This window comes from Limnohabitans sp. (genome assembly GCF_046052765.1).
GTDB lineage: Bacteria > Pseudomonadota > Gammaproteobacteria > Burkholderiales > Burkholderiaceae_C > Limnohabitans.
Genome location: NZ_JAVLFQ010000083.1, coordinates 1 through 18,230, shown reverse-complemented (window position 1 = coordinate 18,230; position 18,230 = coordinate 1). Strand labels below are relative to the sequence as shown.

Annotated in this window: 21 protein-coding genes; 13 read left to right on the top strand and 8 right to left on the bottom strand. The window is 55.2% G+C overall.

Annotated elements, in window-relative coordinates:
• Positions 1-336: an Asp-tRNA(Asn)/Glu-tRNA(Gln) amidotransferase subunit GatC gene (gatC, locus tag AC9UG7_RS11845; RefSeq protein WP_509588011.1), complete on the bottom strand. Its 336-nt coding sequence runs from the start codon at positions 334-336 to the stop codon at positions 1-3.
• A gap of 94 nt (positions 337-430) precedes the next feature.
• Between gatC and AC9UG7_RS11840 the strand changes: the two genes are divergently transcribed.
• The 4 genes from AC9UG7_RS11840 to mrdA are packed head-to-tail and all read left to right on the top strand — an operon-like array spanning position 431 to position 4,904.
• Complete coding sequence (locus AC9UG7_RS11840; protein ID WP_506611603.1) at positions 431-1,474, top strand: rod shape-determining protein; 1,044 nt, start codon at positions 431-433, stop codon at positions 1,472-1,474.
• The gene (gene mreC / locus AC9UG7_RS11835) at positions 1,475-2,389 is read left to right on the top strand and encodes a rod shape-determining protein MreC (protein WP_509588008.1); all 915 of its coding nucleotides are present in this window, start codon (positions 1,475-1,477) and stop codon (positions 2,387-2,389) included. It begins immediately after the preceding gene.
• The gene (gene mreD / locus AC9UG7_RS11830; RefSeq protein WP_509588111.1) at positions 2,389-2,919 is read left to right on the top strand and encodes a rod shape-determining protein MreD; all 531 of its coding nucleotides are present in this window, start codon (positions 2,389-2,391) and stop codon (positions 2,917-2,919) included. The genes mreC and mreD overlap by 1 nt, the downstream gene beginning before the upstream one ends.
• Positions 2,916-4,904, top strand: a complete 1,989-nt coding sequence (gene mrdA, locus AC9UG7_RS11825; protein WP_509588006.1) for a penicillin-binding protein 2 — start codon at positions 2,916-2,918, stop codon at positions 4,902-4,904. Before mreD ends, mrdA begins: the two co-directional genes overlap by 4 nt.
• 2 nt (positions 4,905-4,906) lie before the next feature.
• Here the strand turns inward: mrdA and AC9UG7_RS11820 are convergent, their stop codons facing one another.
• From AC9UG7_RS11820 to AC9UG7_RS11795, 6 genes are all read right to left on the bottom strand, one after another.
• The gene (locus tag AC9UG7_RS11820; protein ID WP_509588004.1) at positions 4,907-5,662 is read right to left on the bottom strand and encodes a sulfite exporter TauE/SafE family protein; all 756 of its coding nucleotides are present in this window, start codon (positions 5,660-5,662) and stop codon (positions 4,907-4,909) included.
• A 190-nt stretch (positions 5,663-5,852) separates the two neighbouring features.
• Positions 5,853-7,574 (bottom strand): GMC family oxidoreductase, encoded by a 1,722-nt coding sequence (locus AC9UG7_RS11815; protein ID WP_509588001.1) that lies wholly within the window; start codon positions 7,572-7,574, stop codon positions 5,853-5,855.
• A 1-nt stretch (position 7,575) separates the two neighbouring features.
• Complete coding sequence (locus tag AC9UG7_RS11810; RefSeq protein WP_509587999.1) at positions 7,576-9,087, bottom strand: CoA-acylating methylmalonate-semialdehyde dehydrogenase; 1,512 nt, start codon at positions 9,085-9,087, stop codon at positions 7,576-7,578.
• A gap of 80 nt (positions 9,088-9,167) precedes the next feature.
• Positions 9,168-9,305, bottom strand: a complete 138-nt coding sequence (locus AC9UG7_RS11805) for a hypothetical protein (protein ID WP_509587997.1) — start codon at positions 9,303-9,305, stop codon at positions 9,168-9,170.
• Positions 9,306-9,505: 200 nt separating this feature from the next.
• Positions 9,506-9,958: a MaoC family dehydratase gene (locus tag AC9UG7_RS11800; RefSeq protein WP_509587995.1), complete on the bottom strand. Its 453-nt coding sequence runs from the start codon at positions 9,956-9,958 to the stop codon at positions 9,506-9,508.
• Entirely contained in the window at positions 9,955-10,722 is a 768-nt protein-coding gene (locus AC9UG7_RS11795) for an SDR family oxidoreductase (RefSeq protein ID WP_509587992.1), read from the bottom strand. Before AC9UG7_RS11795 ends, AC9UG7_RS11800 begins: the two co-directional genes overlap by 4 nt.
• A gap of 102 nt (positions 10,723-10,824) precedes the next feature.
• Between AC9UG7_RS11795 and AC9UG7_RS11790 the strand changes: the two genes are divergently transcribed.
• Positions 10,825-11,436, top strand: a complete 612-nt coding sequence (locus AC9UG7_RS11790; protein WP_509587990.1) for a 2-hydroxychromene-2-carboxylate isomerase — start codon at positions 10,825-10,827, stop codon at positions 11,434-11,436.
• A gap of 12 nt (positions 11,437-11,448) precedes the next feature.
• Entirely contained in the window at positions 11,449-12,141 is a 693-nt protein-coding gene (locus AC9UG7_RS11785) for a dienelactone hydrolase family protein (RefSeq protein WP_509587988.1), read from the top strand.
• Positions 12,142-12,156: 15 nt separating this feature from the next.
• Here AC9UG7_RS11785 and hemB read toward each other — a convergent pair whose 3' ends face one another.
• Positions 12,157-13,161: a porphobilinogen synthase gene (hemB, locus tag AC9UG7_RS11780; protein WP_509587986.1), complete on the bottom strand. Its 1,005-nt coding sequence runs from the start codon at positions 13,159-13,161 to the stop codon at positions 12,157-12,159.
• A 113-nt stretch (positions 13,162-13,274) separates the two neighbouring features.
• Here hemB and AC9UG7_RS11775 point away from each other — a divergent pair, with 113 nt between their 5' ends.
• From AC9UG7_RS11775 to rpsG, 7 genes are all read left to right on the top strand, one after another.
• Complete coding sequence (locus AC9UG7_RS11775) at positions 13,275-13,703, top strand: CopD family protein (RefSeq protein WP_509587983.1); 429 nt, start codon at positions 13,275-13,277, stop codon at positions 13,701-13,703.
• A gap of 6 nt (positions 13,704-13,709) precedes the next feature.
• Complete coding sequence (locus tag AC9UG7_RS11770; RefSeq protein WP_509587980.1) at positions 13,710-14,837, top strand: VanZ family protein; 1,128 nt, start codon at positions 13,710-13,712, stop codon at positions 14,835-14,837.
• Positions 14,834-15,169 carry a (2Fe-2S) ferredoxin domain-containing protein gene (locus AC9UG7_RS11765; RefSeq protein WP_509587977.1) on the top strand — a complete coding sequence of 112 codons (336 nt, stop codon included), beginning with the start codon at positions 14,834-14,836 and terminating at the stop codon, positions 15,167-15,169. Before AC9UG7_RS11770 ends, AC9UG7_RS11765 begins: the two co-directional genes overlap by 4 nt.
• Before the next feature lie 4 nt (positions 15,170-15,173).
• Positions 15,174-15,797, top strand: coding sequence for an alpha/beta hydrolase (locus AC9UG7_RS11760; RefSeq protein WP_509587975.1), 624 nt, complete (start codon positions 15,174-15,176; stop codon positions 15,795-15,797).
• Between the two features lie 28 nt (positions 15,798-15,825).
• Positions 15,826-16,977: a D-alanyl-D-alanine carboxypeptidase family protein gene (locus AC9UG7_RS11755; RefSeq protein WP_509587973.1), complete on the top strand. Its 1,152-nt coding sequence runs from the start codon at positions 15,826-15,828 to the stop codon at positions 16,975-16,977.
• A 132-nt stretch (positions 16,978-17,109) separates the two neighbouring features.
• Complete coding sequence (gene rpsL / locus AC9UG7_RS11750) at positions 17,110-17,487, top strand: 30S ribosomal protein S12 (protein WP_145895503.1); 378 nt, start codon at positions 17,110-17,112, stop codon at positions 17,485-17,487.
• Between the two features lie 156 nt (positions 17,488-17,643).
• On the top strand, positions 17,644-18,114 hold the full coding sequence (gene rpsG, locus AC9UG7_RS11745) for a 30S ribosomal protein S7 (protein WP_509587969.1): 471 nt from the start codon (positions 17,644-17,646) through the stop codon (positions 18,112-18,114).
• Positions 18,115-18,230: the final 116 nt, after the last annotated feature.

The window sequence follows — 18,230 nt, the reverse complement described above, 5'->3', positions numbered from 1 at the left end:
TTATTCGATCACTTTCGGCACCAAAAACAAACCGCGCTCAACCGCTGGTGCACTGCGTTGGTTGGCTTCGCGCTGGTTGGCTTCGCTCACCACGTCTTCGCGCAAACGCAGCGTGATGCCGTGTTCGTCGGTGTCAGCTATCACTTGGCTTAAACCGTGCATGGCGTCGACCGGGTGCGCCATGGGAACCACGCTTGTGGTGTCGACCGCGCGCATTTGTTCGACGATGTCAAAAAAGCCGTTGAGCTGGCCCAGCAGACGATCCGCCGCCTCAGGTTCGAATTGCAAGCGGGACAACTGCGCCAAACGCTGTATATCTTGGGGAGTCAGGGACATAGGCTAAAACTGAAAAACGGCATTGGCCGTCTGATGGAGTAAGGGTGATCAGGTATTATCTCGCCTTTACTGGAATTACCCAGAGAGGATTGTGATGTTTGGAGCATTTCGTCGGTATTTCTCCACCGACTTGGCCATTGACTTGGGCACCGCCAATACCCTGATTTACGTGAGAGACCGCGGTATTGTGCTTGACGAACCATCGGTGGTATCCATACGCCACGAAGGCGGACCACAGGGCAAAAAAAGTATTCAGGCTGTCGGCCATGAAGCCAAAGCCATGTTGGGCAAGGTGCCTGGCAACATCGAAGCCATTCGCCCCATGAAAGACGGCGTGATTGCCGATTTCACTGTCACCGAGCAAATGCTCAAGCAATTCATCAAGATGGTGCACCCGCGTTCGCTGCTCAAGCCCAGCCCGCGCATCATCATTTGTGTGCCTTGCGGTTCCACCCAGGTGGAGCGTCGCGCTATTCGCGAATCTGCACTCGGCGCTGGTGCTTCCGAGGTGTATTTGATTGAAGAACCTATGGCCGCGGCCATCGGTGCCGGTTTGCCCGTCAGTGACGCCAGCGGCTCCATGGTGGTCGATATCGGCGGCGGTACCACCGAAGTCGGCGTTATTTCGCTCGGCGGCATGGTCTACAAGGGCAGTGTGCGTGTGGGCGGCGACAAATTTGACGAAGCCATCATCAACTACATCCGCCGCAACTACGGCATGCTGATCGGCGAGCCAACGGCAGAAGCCATCAAAAAGCAAATCGGGTCGGCTTTCCCTGGCAGCGAAGTCCGCGAAATGGAAGTCAAGGGCCGCAATCTATCAGAAGGTGTGCCGCGTTCTTTCACCATCTCTTCCAATGAAATTCTGGAAGCCTTGACAGACCCGCTCAACAACATTGTGTCTGCCGTGAAAAACGCGTTGGAACAAACCCCGCCCGAGTTGGGCGCTGACATTGCTGAACGCGGCATGATGTTGACTGGCGGCGGCGCATTACTGCGCGACCTTGACCGATTGATGGCCGAGGAAACCGGTTTGCCAGTGTTGGTGGCTGAAGATCCACTGACCTGTGTGGTGCGCGGTTGCGGACTTGCGCTCGAGCGCATGGAGCGTCTGGGTTCAATCTTTACCAGCGAATAAATGCCACTCGGCTCGCTGGATCGAACGCCACCGCCTTTTTTCAAACAAGGCACTTCAGCATTGACCAAATTGGTTTTTTTCAGCGCCCTCTCCAGTGGCCTGATGTTTGCTGATCAACACTACAACATTGTTCAACCCGCACGCTGGGCCCTCTCACTCATCGTCTACCCGGTGCAATGGATGGCGCTCAGACCCAAGGTCTTGTGGGACCATGTAGATGATGTGCTCGAGAGCAAACAAGAATCATTGAACGCGGCGGAACAAGCGCGGGCCAAACTGCTGACTCAGGCGGTCAGCGCCAGCCAGGTGGAGCAACTCAAGCTTGAAAACGACCATCTGCGACGCCTGTTGGAATTGAAACAGCGCAACCCAACGTTGGCTATGGCAGCAGAAGTGATTTATGAGGCGGCCGATCCCTTCACCCGAAAAATGATTTTGGACAAAGGTGCCGCACAGGGTATCCAAAACAGTTCGCCAGTGATGGACGACCAAGGCATTTTGGGTCAAGTGACGCGGGTGCACCCACTGGTCAGTGAAATCACTTTGGTGACCGATCGCGAACACTCTATCCCCGTGCTCAATACCCGCACTGGCGCGCGCGGCGTGGCCTTTGGCGAGTCCGGTGGCGCACCCTTGCTCGAGTTGCGTTACATGGCCACCAATGCCGATATTGAAGAAGGTGATGTTTTGACCACCAGTGGGGTCGATGGCGTGTATCCACCCGGTATACCGGTGGCCAAAGTGGTCAAGATAGAAAGACGCGCTGACTCTGTATTTGCACGCATTTTGTGCGAATCCTTGGCCCGTGTACAAGGCGCCCGTCATGTGATGGTGCTCGAACCGGTCAAGCTGTCGCTACCTGGCTTTAAAGAGCTTCCGCCCCCACCGCAACCCAACGCCAAAGGAAGCAGATGATGATCATGCCTCGCGGCCACCAACTGCTGTTACCGGTGAGTCCGCTGTTCATGCTGATCACCATGGTGATTGCTTTGTTGCTGGACATGTTGCAAAGCATGGCATGGCTGGGCAACGCAGCATGGGCACCGGACTGGTTGGCGTTGGTGCTGGTGTTTTGGGCGATACACCAACCGCTGAAAGTAGGCGTAGGCGTGGCGTTCATGCTGGGATTGCTGACTGATGTACATCAAACATCTTTGCTTGGACAGCATGCACTCACCTACACCGTGCAAGGCTATTTGGCCACCATGATTCACCGCCGTATTCTGTGGTTTGATGTACCTTCGCAGGCTTTGCAGGTGTTGCCAGTGTTCATGGCTGCACAGTTACTGGAGTTGTCAGTCAGGATTGCGGCTGGAGGCCTGTTTCCCGGTTGGTTTTTCTTGGTGCCGCCGTTGTTGCAAGCCTTGGCTTGGCCTGTGGTTACTGTGATGCTGCTCGCACCTCAGCGCCGCGCTCCAGACCCTGACAAACACCGGCCTTTATGAGTCTGCTGAGAAACGTCGAATACGATCTTCGACGCTTTCGGGCGCGTTTGATGGTGGCTTCTTTCGCAGTGCTGGTGGCATTTGGTCTGCTTTGCTTGCGCTTGGTGTATTTGCAATTGTGGCGTTACCAAGATTTCAAAGCCCAGGCCGAAAGTAACCGCACGGCCATCGTCCCCATCGTGCCTAACCGCGGCGTCATCATGGATCGCAACGGCATTGTGTTGGCGACCAATTACTCAGCTTATACGCTGGAGATTACCCCGTCTAAAGTGGTTGAACCTTTGGATGAGGTGATTGAAAAATTGGCCGAACTGATTGATATCCAAGGCCGTGACAAACGCCGTTTTCGCAAACTGCGCGAAGAGTCAAAAAGTTTTGAATCTGTGCCCATCCGTACCCGACTCAGTGATGAAGAGGTGGCACGCTTTGCGGCGCAGCGTTACCGGTTTCCCGGGGTCGAAATCCGTGCGCGTTTGTTTCGTAACTACCCCTACAGCGAACTGGCGAGTCACGTCATCGGCTACATAGGCCGTATCAATCAATCAGAAAAAGAAAAACTCGAAGAACAGGAAAACGTCGGTAATTACCGTGGCACGGATTACATCGGCAAACTCGGCGTTGAGCAAAGCTATGAGCGACAACTGCACGGCCAGACCGGTGTGCATCAAATGGAAACATCCGCTGGCGGGCGAGCGGTACGTCGCCTGAGCAGCAGTCCTGCGACGCCAGGCAATACGGTGGCGTTGTCTATTGATATCAAATTGCAGCAAATGGTTGAGGAGATGTACGGAGCCAGACGCGGCGCATTGGTGGCGATTGACCCGTCTAACGGCGAGGTGTTGGCTTTTGTCAGCAAGCCGACCTTTGACCCCAACTTGTTTGTCGAGGGCATTGATGTGGACAACTGGCAAAAACTCAATGAATCCCCTGATAAACCTTTGCTCAACCGAGCCTTGCGCGGTACATACCCGCCTGGTTCGACCTACAAACCATTCATGTCCTTGGCTGCTTTAAACACCGGCAAGCGCAATGCTTCACAAATTATTTTTGATCCCGGCTTTTTCATGTTCGGTAACCACCGGTTTCGTGACGACAAAGAAGGCGGTCATGGGTCGGTTGACATGTACAAATCTATCGTTCAATCTTGTGACACCTACTACTACCTGTTGGCGCGGGACATGGGCGTGGACCTGATCCATGAACAAATGAAGCACTTGGGGTTTGGGCAATTGACCGGGATAGATATTCAAGGCGAATCCAGAGGTATTTTGCCGTCTACCGAGTGGAAGCAAAACACCTACAAACGGGCAGAACAACAGCGCTGGTATTCTGGAGAAACCATCTCCTTGGGCATCGGTCAAGGCTACAACAGTTTCACCATGCTTCAATTGGCACAAGCGGTGTCTGTCATTGCCAGCAATGGTTACCGCAACAAACCGCATTTGGTGCGCGAAGTCATTGATATTGAAACCAAGGAAAAGCAGGTCACGGTCAAAGACCCGCCGCAGTCACTCGGCTTCAAACCCGAGGACCTTGACGTGATTCGCAAAGCCATGGTGGGGGTCAATCTGGAAGGAACCTCGTCAGGCAGTTTTGTGGGTGCCGAATACACCAGTGCTGGTAAAACCGGCACGGCGCAGGTGTTCACCATCAAACAAAACGAAAAATACGTGGCAGGCAAAGTCGATGAGCGTTTGCGTGACCATGCACTGTTCATTGCATTTGCGCCTGCAGAAGACCCCAAAGTGGCGTTGGCCATGGTGGTGGAGAACGCTGGTTTTGGTGCGCAAAGTGCAGCCCCTATTGCCCGCCGTGTGTTTGATTATGTATTGCTGGGGCTATACCCGTCACAGGAAGACTTGGACGCGGTTCGCATAGGACAGGCCACGCGACCCATAGGCAAGCGCAGACCCATAGCCACGGTGGCTTGGCCGCCCAAAGCCATCAACACACCCGCAGAGCCTACGCTGGACGATGAGCCCTGAGATCACCACCAAGCGTCATGCGCTGTTTTGATTGCTAGCGCAGACACCACCAGCATAAACAACCACCGCACAAACCCCGTGCCATGGCGCAATGCCATGCGACTGCCCAATAAACTGCCAGCCACATTGGCCAGTGCCAACGGAATGCCAACCTCCCACCAGACATGGCCTTGAGACGCGAGCAACACCACAGCGGCGAGGTTGCTGAACAAATTCATGACTTTGCTGTGGGCAGAAGCTTGTAAAAAATCAAAACCCAGCAACTTCACCAATAAAAAAACCAAAAAACTGCCTGTGCCGGGACCGAAAAAACCATCGTAAAAGCCAATCACGCCGCCAATGCCCGCCATGAAAAAAGCTTGTTTGCGCGAAGAAAACTTGGGCTCATGGTGTTGACCGAGTTGCTTGTTCCACAAGGTGTATGCCAATAAGCCGACCAACAGCGCGGGCAAGGCTTGGCGCAAATAGTGAGGAGACACCATGGTTAGCAAATACGCACCCGCCCAGGACCCGAGAAACGCCAACAGGCTGGCTGCCAACAAGGCCCGCCATGCGAGTTGCACGCGTTGGTTGTATTGCCAAGCGGCAAACAAAGTGCCCCAGACCGAGGCGGATTTGTTGGTGCCGAGCAAAGTGGCGGGGTGTGCGGTGGGATAAGTGGCGAACAACGCAGGTACCAGAATGAGGCCGCCGCCGCCGACCACTGCGTCCACAAAGCCGGCCAGCGCCGACATCAGGCTGACCAGCACTATGTCCATTGCACCCTTTGTTCAGTCGAAAAAAAAGCACCGTTGTGCAGTGCTTTTCTCATGCGACGCTTGCCACCTTGTGGAGGTTGCGTTTGTTTTGTCTCCTCAGACCCTCGTTGGCCAGACTGTTTCCAGCCCGACATTGAGTGGGTGAACTGTAGGCCAAAGTCGCAGCCAATCGGCCTAGGTATTACCCGCATCAAGCGTGAAAGTGCGCCAGCGCCAGTAACTCCGCCGCACGTTCAGCAATCATCAATACGGGGCTGTTGGTGTTGCCACTGGTGATCACAGGCATGACAGAGGCGTCTGCGATGCGCAGGCCTTGGATGAAACCGCCCCGCGCGTCGCGTACCCGCAATTCGCTGTCGACCACCGCCAACGGGTCGTCCGAGCGTCCCATGCGTGCGGTGCCCACCGGGTGAAAAATAGTGGTGCCTATGTCGCCAGCCAGACGGGCGAGTTCATCGTCAGTTTGAAACTGTGTGCCTGGTTTCCATTCCGCGGGTTGGTATTTGGCCAGTGCCGGTTGCGCTGCAATACGCCGGGTCACGCGCAAAGAGTCGGCAGCGACACGCCGGTCTTCTTCGGTGGATAAATAGTTGGGCGCGATCAGCGGTGCTTGCGTGAAATCTGCGCTTTGTAGGTGGACCGAACCGCGACTGCTGGGCTTGAGGTTGCACACACTGGCGGTGAAGGCAGGAAAACGGTGCAAGGGTTCGCCAAAAGCATCCAAGCTCAAGGGCTGCACGTGGTATTCGATGTTCGGCCAGGCTTGTGAGGGGTCGCTGCGGGTAAACGCCCCCAGTTGTGAAGGCGCCATGCTCATCGGGCCACTGCGGTGCAGCAGGTACTCGAGTCCGATGGCGGCTTTGCCCCACCAGCTGTTGGCCATGGTGTTTAAGGTTTTGACACCGCTTACTTTGAACACCGCACGGATTTGCAAATGGTCTTGCAGATTCGCGCCTACGCCAGGCAGATCCACCCGTGGCGTGATGCCATGGTGTTGCAATAGCGCGGCCGCACCGATACCTGAGAGTTGTAACAACTGCGGCGTGCCGATGGCGCCGGCACACAGTACGACAGATTGGCGGGCCACAGCTTGCACACGTTCTTTGCCGTTCCACACATCCACACCGCTGCAACGCAGACTGCCGTCGGGCTGTGTGTCGAGTCTCAGTTGCGAGACTTGCGCCGAAGTCCACATTTCAAAGTTAGGTCGTGCATAACAGGTCGGGCGTAAAAACGCTTTGGCCGTGTTCCAGCGCCAACCGCTTTTCTGGTTCACTTCAAAGTAGCTGACGCCCTCATTGCTGCCGCCGTTGAAGTCATCGGTGGCGGGAATGCCGGCTTGCACCGCGGCTTGCGCAAACGCATCCAGCACATCCCAGCGCAAGCGCTGTTTTTCGATACGCCATTCACCGCCTGCGTTGCGGTGGCGCAAAGTCTGGTGGTACACGCTTTGGCCTTGTTGCACCACTTCAGCGGGCGTGCCTTTGGCGCCGTGCAATGCATTCGCGCCCAGATAGTGGTCTTCGTGTAGTTTGAAATACGGCAAGCTCTGTTCCCAGCTCCAACGCGCGTCGCCGGTGATGGCCGCCCATTGGTCGTAATCGCGCGATTGGCCGCGCATGTAAATCATGCCGTTGATGCTCGAGCAACCGCCCAGCACCTTGCCGCGCGGGTAACGCAAGCGGCGTCCGTTCAAGCCATCGGCGGGCTCGGTCTGGTACAGCCAGTCGGTGCGCGGGTTGCCAATGCAATACAAATAGCCCACTGGAATATGCACCCAGTGGTAATCGTCTTTGCGCCCGGCTTCGATCAGCAACACGCGTTTTGACGCGTCGGCGCTCAAGCGGTTGGCCAGCAGGCAACCGGCGGTGCCCGCGCCGATGATGATGTAGTCGAATGTGGTGTCGTTCATGTCATTGGGAGGTCGGCATGACGAACTCCGCGCCCTTGGGCGTGCTCTCGGGCCAGCGTTGCATGATGGATTTTTGCTTGGTGTAAAAACGCACGCCTTCTTCGCCGTAGGCATGCATGTCGCCGAACAAGGAACGTTTCCAGCCGCCGAAACCATGCCAAGCCATGGGCACGGGAATCGGCACGTTGATGCCGACCATGCCGACTTGTATGCGGCGTGAAAACTCACGCGCCACATGGCCGTCGCGGGTGAAGCAAGACACACCGTTGCCGAACTCGTGGTCGTTGATGATTTGTACTGCAGTGGCAAAGTCGGGCACGCGCACACAGGCCAGCACCGGGCCGAAGATTTCTTCTTTGTAAATCCGCATGCTGGTGGTCACATGGTCAAACAATGAACCGCCCATCCAAAAACCGTTTTCGCAACCTGCCCCGGCTTGTGCGGCTTTGAAGTCGCGACCGTCAACCAGCAACTTCGCACCTTCTTCCAGGCCCAATGCGATGTAGCCGCTGATGCGATCGTGCGCAAGTTGCGTGACGATGGGACCCATTTCTGCGGCCAGGTTTTCGCCGTTCAGCACTTTCAAGGCTTGGGTGCGCTCAATAAGTTTGGGCATGATTTTCTCTGCCACATCGCCGACCAGCACCGCCACGCTGATGGCCATACAGCGTTCACCGGCCGAGCCGTAGGCGGCCCCGATCAAAGCATCGATGGCTTGTTCAAGGTCAGCGTCGGGCATGACGACCATATGGTTTTTCGCGCCGCCTAAGGCTTGCACACGTTTGCCGTGGTGGGCGCCGGTTTCGTATATGTAATTGGCAATAGGGGTCGAGCCGACGAAGCTGACGGCTTTGACATCGGGATGTTCCAGCAAAGCGTCGACGGCTTCTTTATCGCCTTGCACCACGTTGAACACACCGTCAGGCAAACCGGCTTGTTTGAGTAAATCGGCCATCATCAACGACGGTGTCGGGTCGGTCGGGCTGGGTTTGAGGATGAAGGTGTTGCCCGCTGCAATCGCCACCGGGAACATCCACATAGGCACCATGACAGGGAAATTGAAAGGCGTGATACCGGCCACCACGCCTAGCGGTTGGCGCAGCGTCCAGTTGTCTATGCCGGTTGCGACTTGTTCGGTGTAATCGCCTTTGAGCAATTGCGGTATGCCCGTGGCAAATTCGACGATGTCTATGCCGCGCGCGACTTCGCCTTGGGCATCGGTAAATACTTTGCCGTGTTCGGCGGTGATGGCATGGGCCAGCGCATCTTTGTGCTGGTGCAGCAGTTCCAGAAATTTGAACATGACGCGGGCACGGCGCAAAGGCGGTGCGTCTGCCCAAGCAGGGAAAGCGGCAACGGCTGCGGCAACGGCAGTGTTCATCTCTTGCTTATCGGCCAATGCGACGTTACCGGTCACTTTGCCAGAAGCGGGATTGGTCACGGCTTGAGTGCGCTGACCTTGACCTGCAACAGCCTTGCCGTTGATGTGGTGACCGATGTGTGTGGTGCTCATGGCGTTGTCTCGTTCTTTAAAAACGCATTATCTGTGCAGAATTAATTGGGGTAATTGGGGTCAGATTCCAATTAATTTACTCACGCCACGGCGGCTCGGTCGCCGCTCACCGCCGCTGCGCGGCAACGTTCGCGTCGGCCCGCCCGCCATGTCGTTTGTCCGCTCGTTGATTTTTCTCCGACTGCATTTCTGCAGTGCGACATTTCAGAATGACTCATTTAACGAAACAGCTAGCACTCCATAAAAGGTGCTGAAGGCCGCACAGGCGGGGGCGTTTTTTTCGAGCGAAAGCGGAGAAAAAAAGCGCACCGGACGGGTCGGCCTAAGCGTGCCTTCAATTGCAGTACCGTTCGAGAGCAGAAATGCCAACCCCTAACGGATGGGTCGGCCATAGCGCTCCATTAAAAAGCACTAGCAGTCAAGGCCGCCGCCGAAACATACCCCAGCCTTCCATGTGCAGCACCTGCTCGCCATGTTGGTTAAACATCGCCCAGACATTGCGTACAAGTCCCACATCAGGCCGTTTGCTGATGGGCCGTACATCGGTGGTGGTCGATTGCAGTCGCAGTGTGTCGCCGGCAAATACCGGCTTCATCCATTTGATGTTTTCCAACCCAGGTGAACCCAAGCTGGACGTACCGTTCAGAAAATGAAGCACCATCAAACGCATCGCCATCGCGCAGGTATGCCAGCCGCTGGCACATAACGCGCCAAACACCGAGGCTTGGGCCGCCTCGTCGTCGAGGTGGAATGGCTGCGGGTCGAATTGCGTGGCAAATGCGATGATTTCTTCTCGTGTTGGCGTGATGCTGCCAAGGTCTCGCACTTGACCGGGCAGCATGTCCTCCCAATAGAGTTTGTCGGCTGTCATGCTCTGCCACCGCTGACGCTGATGTTGCTGGCTGTGGCATAGGAAGCCGCATCGCTCAACAGCCAGACAACGGCTTGTGCCACTTCATCCGCTGTGCCGGGGCGTTGCATCGGCACTTGGTGGGCCAGTTGATGGGCGCGGTCAGGTTGGCCGCCACTGGCATGGATGTCTGTCAATATCAAGCCTGGCCGCACGCCATTGACGCGTATGCCTTCATTGGCAACTTCCTTGGCCAATCCCAAGGTGAACGTGTCAATAGCGCCCTTGCTGGCCGCGTAATCCACATATTGATTGGGGGCACCCAACACGGCCGCTGCACTGCTGAGATTGACAATGCTGCCACCCGAGCCGCCGTGTCGCGTGCTCATGCGCTTAACAGCTTGCGCAGCGCATACAAAACTGCCGATCACATTGATGCGCATCATGCGCTCTAGGCGATCCCATGACATGTCTTCGACACGGCAAGCCACATCGACCACGCCCGCGTTGTTGACCAGTCCTTGGATACGGCCCATGGCATGGTCAACCTCTGAAAATAATCTATGAATGTCAGACTCAATGCCCACATCTGCTTGAAAAGCCTGAGCCTTGCCACCCATGGCATGAATTTGACTGACCACATCAGCCGCAGCTTGTGCGTCGCGTGTGTAGTTGACGGCCACTGCCCAGCCTTGTTGGGCAGCCAGCAATGCACTGGCCGCGCCAATGCCACGGCTGCCGCCGGTGATCAATACGAGGGGGGGTGTAGAAGAAGGTGTCGACACTTGCACTCCAGTACAGGGTTGAAGGTGAAATGAAATAGTAGGATGTGGCTTGAGATCCAAGCCCAACGATTGCCCAAAAAGATAACACGATTGAAAGCTCTTATGCCATTGACGATTGATTACTTTCTAGTACCGCAAAGCCCGTGGACCTATTTGGGTCATGCACGGTTCACCGCCATGGCTGCACAAGCCGGTGCCACTGTGCGCATCAAGCCGATGGACTTGGGTCAGATTTTCCCGGTGACGGGCGGGCTGCCTCTGGGGCAGCGTTCAGCTCAGCGTCAAGCCTATCGCTTGGTGGAATTGCGCCGATTTGCCGACTATTTGGCGTTGCCGTTGAACCTGAACCCCCTATTTTTCCCGGTCGCTGGGGACGATGCAGCGCGGCTCATCATCACTGTGGATCAATACGACGGCGCTGAAGCCGCCCAGCGTATCTGCGCTGCCTTGTTGTCAGCAGTATGGGTTCAACAGCGCAATATCGCAGACCATGCCGTATTGACAGAGTTGCTTCGCGAGCAAGACTTGAACGAGTCGCGGTTAGAGCAAAGCACACAGCCCGGGGCTCAAACCACTTACCAAGCCCACACCGATGAAGCGCTAAAGCTGGGCGTGTTCGGCGCCCCCACTTATGTGTTGGACGGCGAATTGTTTTGGGGCCAGGACCGGTTGGATTTTTTAGAGCGACGGTTGCAGGCAGTGGCTGCAGCCTAAAAGGAGCAACACATGGGACATTCGATTGAATTGAAATCAACCGATGGTTTTGTTTTTGATGCCTACGTGGCACAACCGAAAAAAACACCGCGCGCCGCCATCGTGGTGCTGCAAGAAATCTTTGGCGTCAATGCACATATCCGCGCCGTCGCCGATGGTTTTGCTTTGGCAGGATTTTTGGTCATCGCACCTGCGACGTTTTCACGTCTGCAAAAACATGTCAATTTGGGCTACAGCGCTGAAGAGGTGACGCTGGGGCGCGACTTGAAAAGCCGCGCCGAAAGTTTGCCGCCCCCAGGCGTGATGGCCGATGTGCAGGCCGCTGTCACCCATGCCTCAATGGCGAGCAAAGGCAAAGTGGGCGTCGTCGGTTATTGCTGGGGCGGCTTGCTCAGTTGGCGGGCTGCGACACAGTTGAGCGGCATCAAAGCAGCGGTGACGTATTACGGTGGCGGAATGACTTTGGCGCCTGAACTCACGGCACAAGCGCTGTGTCCCGTGTTGTCGCACTTTGGCGCTTTGGATGCCCTCATACCCATGCAAACAGTCGACGCATTCAAACTGGCACAACCCAAGGTGGATGTGCAGGTGTATGACGCAGACCATGGCTTCAATTGCGACCACCGCGGCAGTTACAACGCGGCAGCGGCAGAGTTGGCGTTAGAACGCACACTGGGTTTTTTCATTGACCAGTTAGGCGTCTGAAACAAAAGCAGCGGTTTATGCTTGCCGCAATTTCTCTGCGGCTTGGATAGCGAAATACGTCAAGATGCCATCGGCACCGGCGCGTTTGAACGCCAGCAAACTCTCCATCATCACGCCGTCGTGGTCAAGCCAGCCGTTTTGTGCTGCAGCTTTGAGCATGGCGTACTCGCCCGATACTTGGTAGACAAAAGTGGGCATGCTGAACTCGTCTTTGACCCGTCTCACAATGTCCAAATAAGGCATGCCGGGCTTGACCATCACCATGTCAGCGCCTTCAGCTATGTCCATGGCCACTTCGCGCAAGGCTTCGTCGGAGTTACCCGCGTCCATTTGGTAGACCTTTTTATTGCTCTTGCCCAAGTTGGCTGCTGAGCCAACCGCGTCACGAAACGGCCCGTAAAACGAACTCGCGTATTTGGCGCTGTAAGCCATGATGCGGGTATGTATCTGCCCCTGTGCTTCCAGTGCTTGACGGATGGCACCGATACGTCCGTCCATCATGTCGCTGGGTGCCACAATGTCCACCCCTGCATCGGCTTGTGTGAGCGCCTGTTGCACCAGCACTTCTACTGTCGGGTCGTTCAAGATATAGCCTTCGTCATCCAGCAAACCATCTTGGCCATGGCTGGTGAAAGGGTCGAGCGCCACATCGGTCATCACGCCCAAATCCGGAAAATGTTGTTTGAGACTTTTCACCACGCGGGGCACCAAACCTTTGGCGTTGGTGGCTTCGCGTCCGTCGGGTGTTTTGAGCGACGCATCAATCACTGGAAACAAAGCCATCACAGGGATGCCTAACTTCACGCATTGCTCAGCCACAGGCAGCAACAAGTCAAGGCTCAAGCGTTCAACGCCGGGCATAGAGGCGACTGCTTCGCGTTTTTTCTCGCCGTCCAGCACGAATACCGGGTAAATCAGGTCGTTAACGCTTAAGGCGTTTTCGCGTACCAAGCGGCGGGTGAAATCATCGCGGCGCAGTCGGCGCAAGCGGGTGTGGGGAAATGACGTAGGAATGTTCATAGGGAAATTGTGCCGCATCTGCACGCGGTGTTTTTGGGGTGAAACCCGAGTGCCTGTTTGGGGGCACTTTCAACGAACAGGGTATGTATGGAACTTGGCACTAAACTTCAGCCATGCTATGGGTCAAAGCCTTTCATATTGTTTTCGTGGCCAGTTGGTTCGCGGGTTTGTTTTATCTGCCGCGTATTTTTGTGAACTTGGCCATGGTGCCGTCGGATTCCCAAGCAGAGCGTGAACGATTGTTGTTGATGGCGCGTAAGCTGATGCGCTTTATGACTTTGCTGATGTGGCCAGCGCTGGCCTTGGGACTGTGCTTATGGCTGGTCTACGACATCGGTGGATTACCACCTGCCAACTGGATGATGCTCAAACTGCTGGCGGTGCTATTGGCTATCGGTTATCACCATCTTTGTGCCCAACATTTGCGTTATTTTGAATCAGGCGAGGCAACCCATTCGCATGTCTGGTACCGCTGGTTCAATGAAGCACCCGTGCTGTTGATGGTCGCTGCGGTGGTGTTCGTGGTGGTCAAGCCTTTTTGAGGATCTATGGCGGCTAAACGTCGAACCACCGCTTGGCTATTGACATGGATTTGTGTGCTGGTGATTGTGTATGCCAGCATCTACCCGTTTGAAGATTGGCGTAATCAAGAGATTGCGCCTTGGTCTTTTGTGCTCGCTCCCTGGCCTCACTACAACACTTGGTTCGATATCAACAGCAATGTGCTGGGTTATTCCCCATTGGGATTTTGGTTTTGTCTGGCCTGTATGCGCAGCGGATACCTGCGCCAATGGTCGTGGGTGTTTGCGCTTGTCGCCTCTTGTGCGTTGTCATTTGCCATGGAATGCATGCAGACTTTTTTGCCCATGCGCGTGCCATCACAACTGGATTGGACGCTCAATACCTTAGGCGGCATGGTGGGCGCTTTACTCGCTGTGGTACTTGAGAGAAGAGGCTGGCTGTATCGCTGGACGCAATTCAGACGCCAATGGCTCACACACGATGCCAGTGGCAGCTTGGTTTTATTGGCGCTGTGGCCACTGGCCTTGTTGTTTCCCGTGACAGTGCCCTTGGGTTTAGGGCATGTGGCAGAGGGAATGCGGCGTTTGGGGTTAGAGGTGTTTCCACAGATGGATGTTCGGTTGTTGGGGCAACTGGTCGACGATTTTTCACAACCTATGACACCTTTTTTTGAAATGCTGTGCGTGTTTCTGGGCTTGTTCGTACCTGGCATATTGGCCATGCTGGTGTGTCAGCGCTTGGGCCAGCGCTTAGCTGCCTTGGTACTGTTGACAGTGTTGGCCATGATGGCCACCGGTTTGTCTGCCGCACTGACTTACGGCCCAGAACATGCATGGCATTGGCTCACGCCGCCGTCTGGCAGCGGGCTGGCGCTGGGGGTGTGTGGCTTGACTTTGATGCTCAATCGGTCTGAGCGTTTTTTATTGCTGTTTTTGTTCGTCGCTCAACTGGCCTTGCTCTTACTGCTGAACATTTCCCCGGTCAGCACGTATTACGAACAAACCACGCAAACATGGGAGCAGGGTCGTTTTATTCGTTTTCACGGACTGACGCCTTGGTTGAACTGGTTATGGCCGTGGGCGTTGTTGATATGGACGGGCTGGCGTTTGAAGCACCAAGCGCTGGCTGGCGAGGGTTCTAAAATCAGTCCATGACATCACAAAGTTATTTCAAACACCATGTGTTTTTTTGCCTGAATCAGCGAGAAAACAATGAAGCTTGTTGTTCAGACCATCAGGCGCAATCAGCTTGGAAACATTGCAAAACCCGGGTCAAGGCTTTGGGTTTGAACGCCGTCGATGGCGTGCGAGTCAACCAAGCCGGTTGTTTGGACCGGTGTGCGGGCGGGCCGGTGCTGGTGGTTTATCCCGAGGCGGTTTGGTACACGTATGTGGACAACCAAGATATCGATGAAATCATAGAGTCGCATTTGCAAAATGGCCAAGTAGTTGAGCGCTTGCTGTTACCCGATCACATCGGTCGCTGACACAGTGTCATCTATTTCACAGCCGCTGAAATTAACTGTAGAGGACCGTCAGGTTCAGGCGGTACTTGACAAGCCAGCAGGCGTGGCGCGTGGCTTGGCGGTGGTGGCGCACCCGCACCCCTTGTTTGGCGGCACGATGGACAACAAAGTGGTGCAGACACTGGCGCGTGCTTGTGTGGCGACAGGGTGGAACTGTTTGCGTTTCAATTTCCGTGGCGTTGGCAGTTCTGAAGGTATGTATGCCCAAGGCCGTGGCGAAACCGAGGATTTACTCGCCTTGGTCGCGCAACTCGCGCCCGACGAACCTGTGGTCTTGGCTGGTTTTTCTTTTGGCGCTTTTGTGGCGTGTCAGGCGGTGCAGGCGTTATGGCCTGGCGGTAGATTGAAAAAAATCCTATTGGTGGGCACGGCAGTCAGCCATTTTTCTGTCAGTCCTTTGCCCACCGATGCGCATGATCACAGTTTGGTGATCCATGGCGAGAGCGATGACACCGTCGCACTGAGTGCCGTGATGGACTGGGCCAGACCACAGCAATTGCCTGTGACGGTCTGTCCTGGCAGCGGACATTTCTTTCATGGACAATTGCCCTTGTTGAAATCTTTGGCCATGCGCCACTTAAGGGCTTGAAACCCCTTTGACTGCTAACTGCCACCCCATGAATCATCCTGTTGTATTTGCCTTTTTAGGCATGTTTTTGTGTGTTTGCGCCCATGCTCAAACACCGCAGCCTCCTGAAGTTGCCGCGCGTGCCTATTTGTTGATGGACGTCACCGCATCACAAGTGCTGGCGCAAAAAGAGGCCGACACGCCGGTTGAGCCGGCATCATTGACCAAACTGATGACCGCCTATTTGGTCTTCGATGCGTTGCGACAGAAAAAAATCACCTTACAACAAACCTTCTCCGTCAGCCCCAAGGCTTGGAAGATGGAAGGTTCGCGCATGTTCATCGACCCCAAGATGCAAGTGCCGGTCGAGGACTTGCTCAAAGGCATGATTGTTCAGTCAGGCAACGATGCAACCATGGCATTGGCCGAAGGCGTTGGCGGCACCAGCGAACATTTTGTCGAAATGATGAACGCTCAAGCCAAGGCACTTGGCATGAACAGCACGGGCTATAAAAACCCTGAGGGCTTGACCGAACCCGGGCACACCACCACCGCTCGCGACTTGTCGATTCTGGCGACCCGTTTGATGCAGGACTTCCCCGCCTATGTCGGCTTCTACGCCATCAAAAAATACCGGTATCCCGGCACCCCTGCCGCCAACGACAGCAACCGCAATTTGCTGTTGTTCAGAGACCCCACGGTGGACGGTTTGAAAACCGGACATACCGATGCCGCCGGGTTTTGTCTGGTAGCCACTGCCAAGCGAGACTTCCCCAATTTACTGGGGCGTCGTTTGTTGGCCATTGTGTTGGGTGCGGCAAGCGAAAACGCCCGCGCCGAGGAAGCACAAAAATTGTTGAACTGGGGCTATACCGCGTATGACGGCATCAAGTTATTTGATGCCGGGCAGGCCGTGGTTACACCCAAAGTATTCAAAGGCCGTCAAGCGCAGGTGAGTTTAGGCAGGAACCAACCGATTGTGGTGGCAGTACCACAGGGCCAGGCCGCGAAAATCAAAACCATGGTTACCCGCCCCGATCCCTTGCTTGCACCTCTGCAGTTGAACCAATCGGTGGCGGTACTCAAAGTGTTGCTGGACCAGACGCCATTGGCAGAAATACCCTTGGTGGCACTGGCCTCGGTGGAGGAGGCTGGCTTTTTCGGCCGCACATGGGACACGTTGACTTTGTGGTTGAAGTAGCCATTCTGTGCGTGTTTCTTGCGGAAATTTAATCTCAAAGCCAGTTTGCGAGGCTTACTGCTATACTGTCAGGCTTTTCGGAAATTCCCGGAACCATTCTTTTTTTAGTTCAAACGTTGAAGGACGTTTTCAATGCCAACCATTAACCAACTGGTGCGTCACGGACGCGAGGTCGAAAAGACCAAGTCCAAGAGCCCTGCGATGCAAAATTCGCCCCAGCGCCGTGGCGTTTGCACGCGTGTTTACACCACCACACCCAAAAAACCAAACTCTGCCTTGCGCAAGGTTGCCAAAGTCCGTTTGACCAATGGTTTCGAGGTGATTTCCTACATCGGCGGTGAAGGCCACAACCTGCAAGAACACTCTGTGGTGTTGGTGCGTGGCGGCCGCGTCAAGGATTTGCCTGGTGTGCGTTACCACATCGTGCGCGGTTCACTCGATTTGCAAGGCGTGAAAGACCGCAAGCAGTCACGTTCTAAATACGGCGCTAAGCGCCCCAAGAAAGCCTGATTTTTTTCAGGTGGTTGGGTTTGCCCCGGCAAGGGCAAGCCGGACCAAGACCTCACAGTGCGGACGCGGTGTCTGCACGGGTCAAGTAAGTGAGGGCTTGTATGGCCCTCAAGGTTGAGCCAAGGCTCGACCAACTGAAGCAACAAAGGAAGTCACATGCCACGTCGTCGCGAAGTCCCGAAACGGGAAATATTGCCTGATCCTAAATACGGCAATATCGAACTCTCTAAATTCATGAACGTAGTGATGGAAAGCGGCAAAAAAGCTGTCGCCGAACGCATCATTTACGGCGCACTCGAGCAAATCCAGTCTAAATCCGGTAAAGACCCGCTTGAGCTGTTCAGCAATGCCATCAACAACGTCAAGCCCATGGTCGAGGTGAAGTCCCGCCGTGTCGGTGGCGCCAATTACCAAGTGCCTGTAGAGGTGCGTCCTGTTCGTCGCTTGGCATTGTCCATGCGTTGGATCAAAGAAGCTGCTCGCAAGCGTGGTGAAAAATCCATGGCGCTTCGCTTGGCCAACGAATTGCTCGAAGCGGCTGAAGGCCGTGGCGGTGCCATGAAAAAGCGTGACGAAGTTCACCGCATGGCCGAAGCCAACAAGGCGTTCTCTCACTTCCGCTTCTGATCGAAGCTGCTGCTTGCAGTTGACGGGTTCGCATGTCTTCAGATGTGCGCTGTTGAAATACCCGGGCTGCAGCAGTGCAATTTGCTGTCACAAATGACGCAGACAATTTCCTGTTT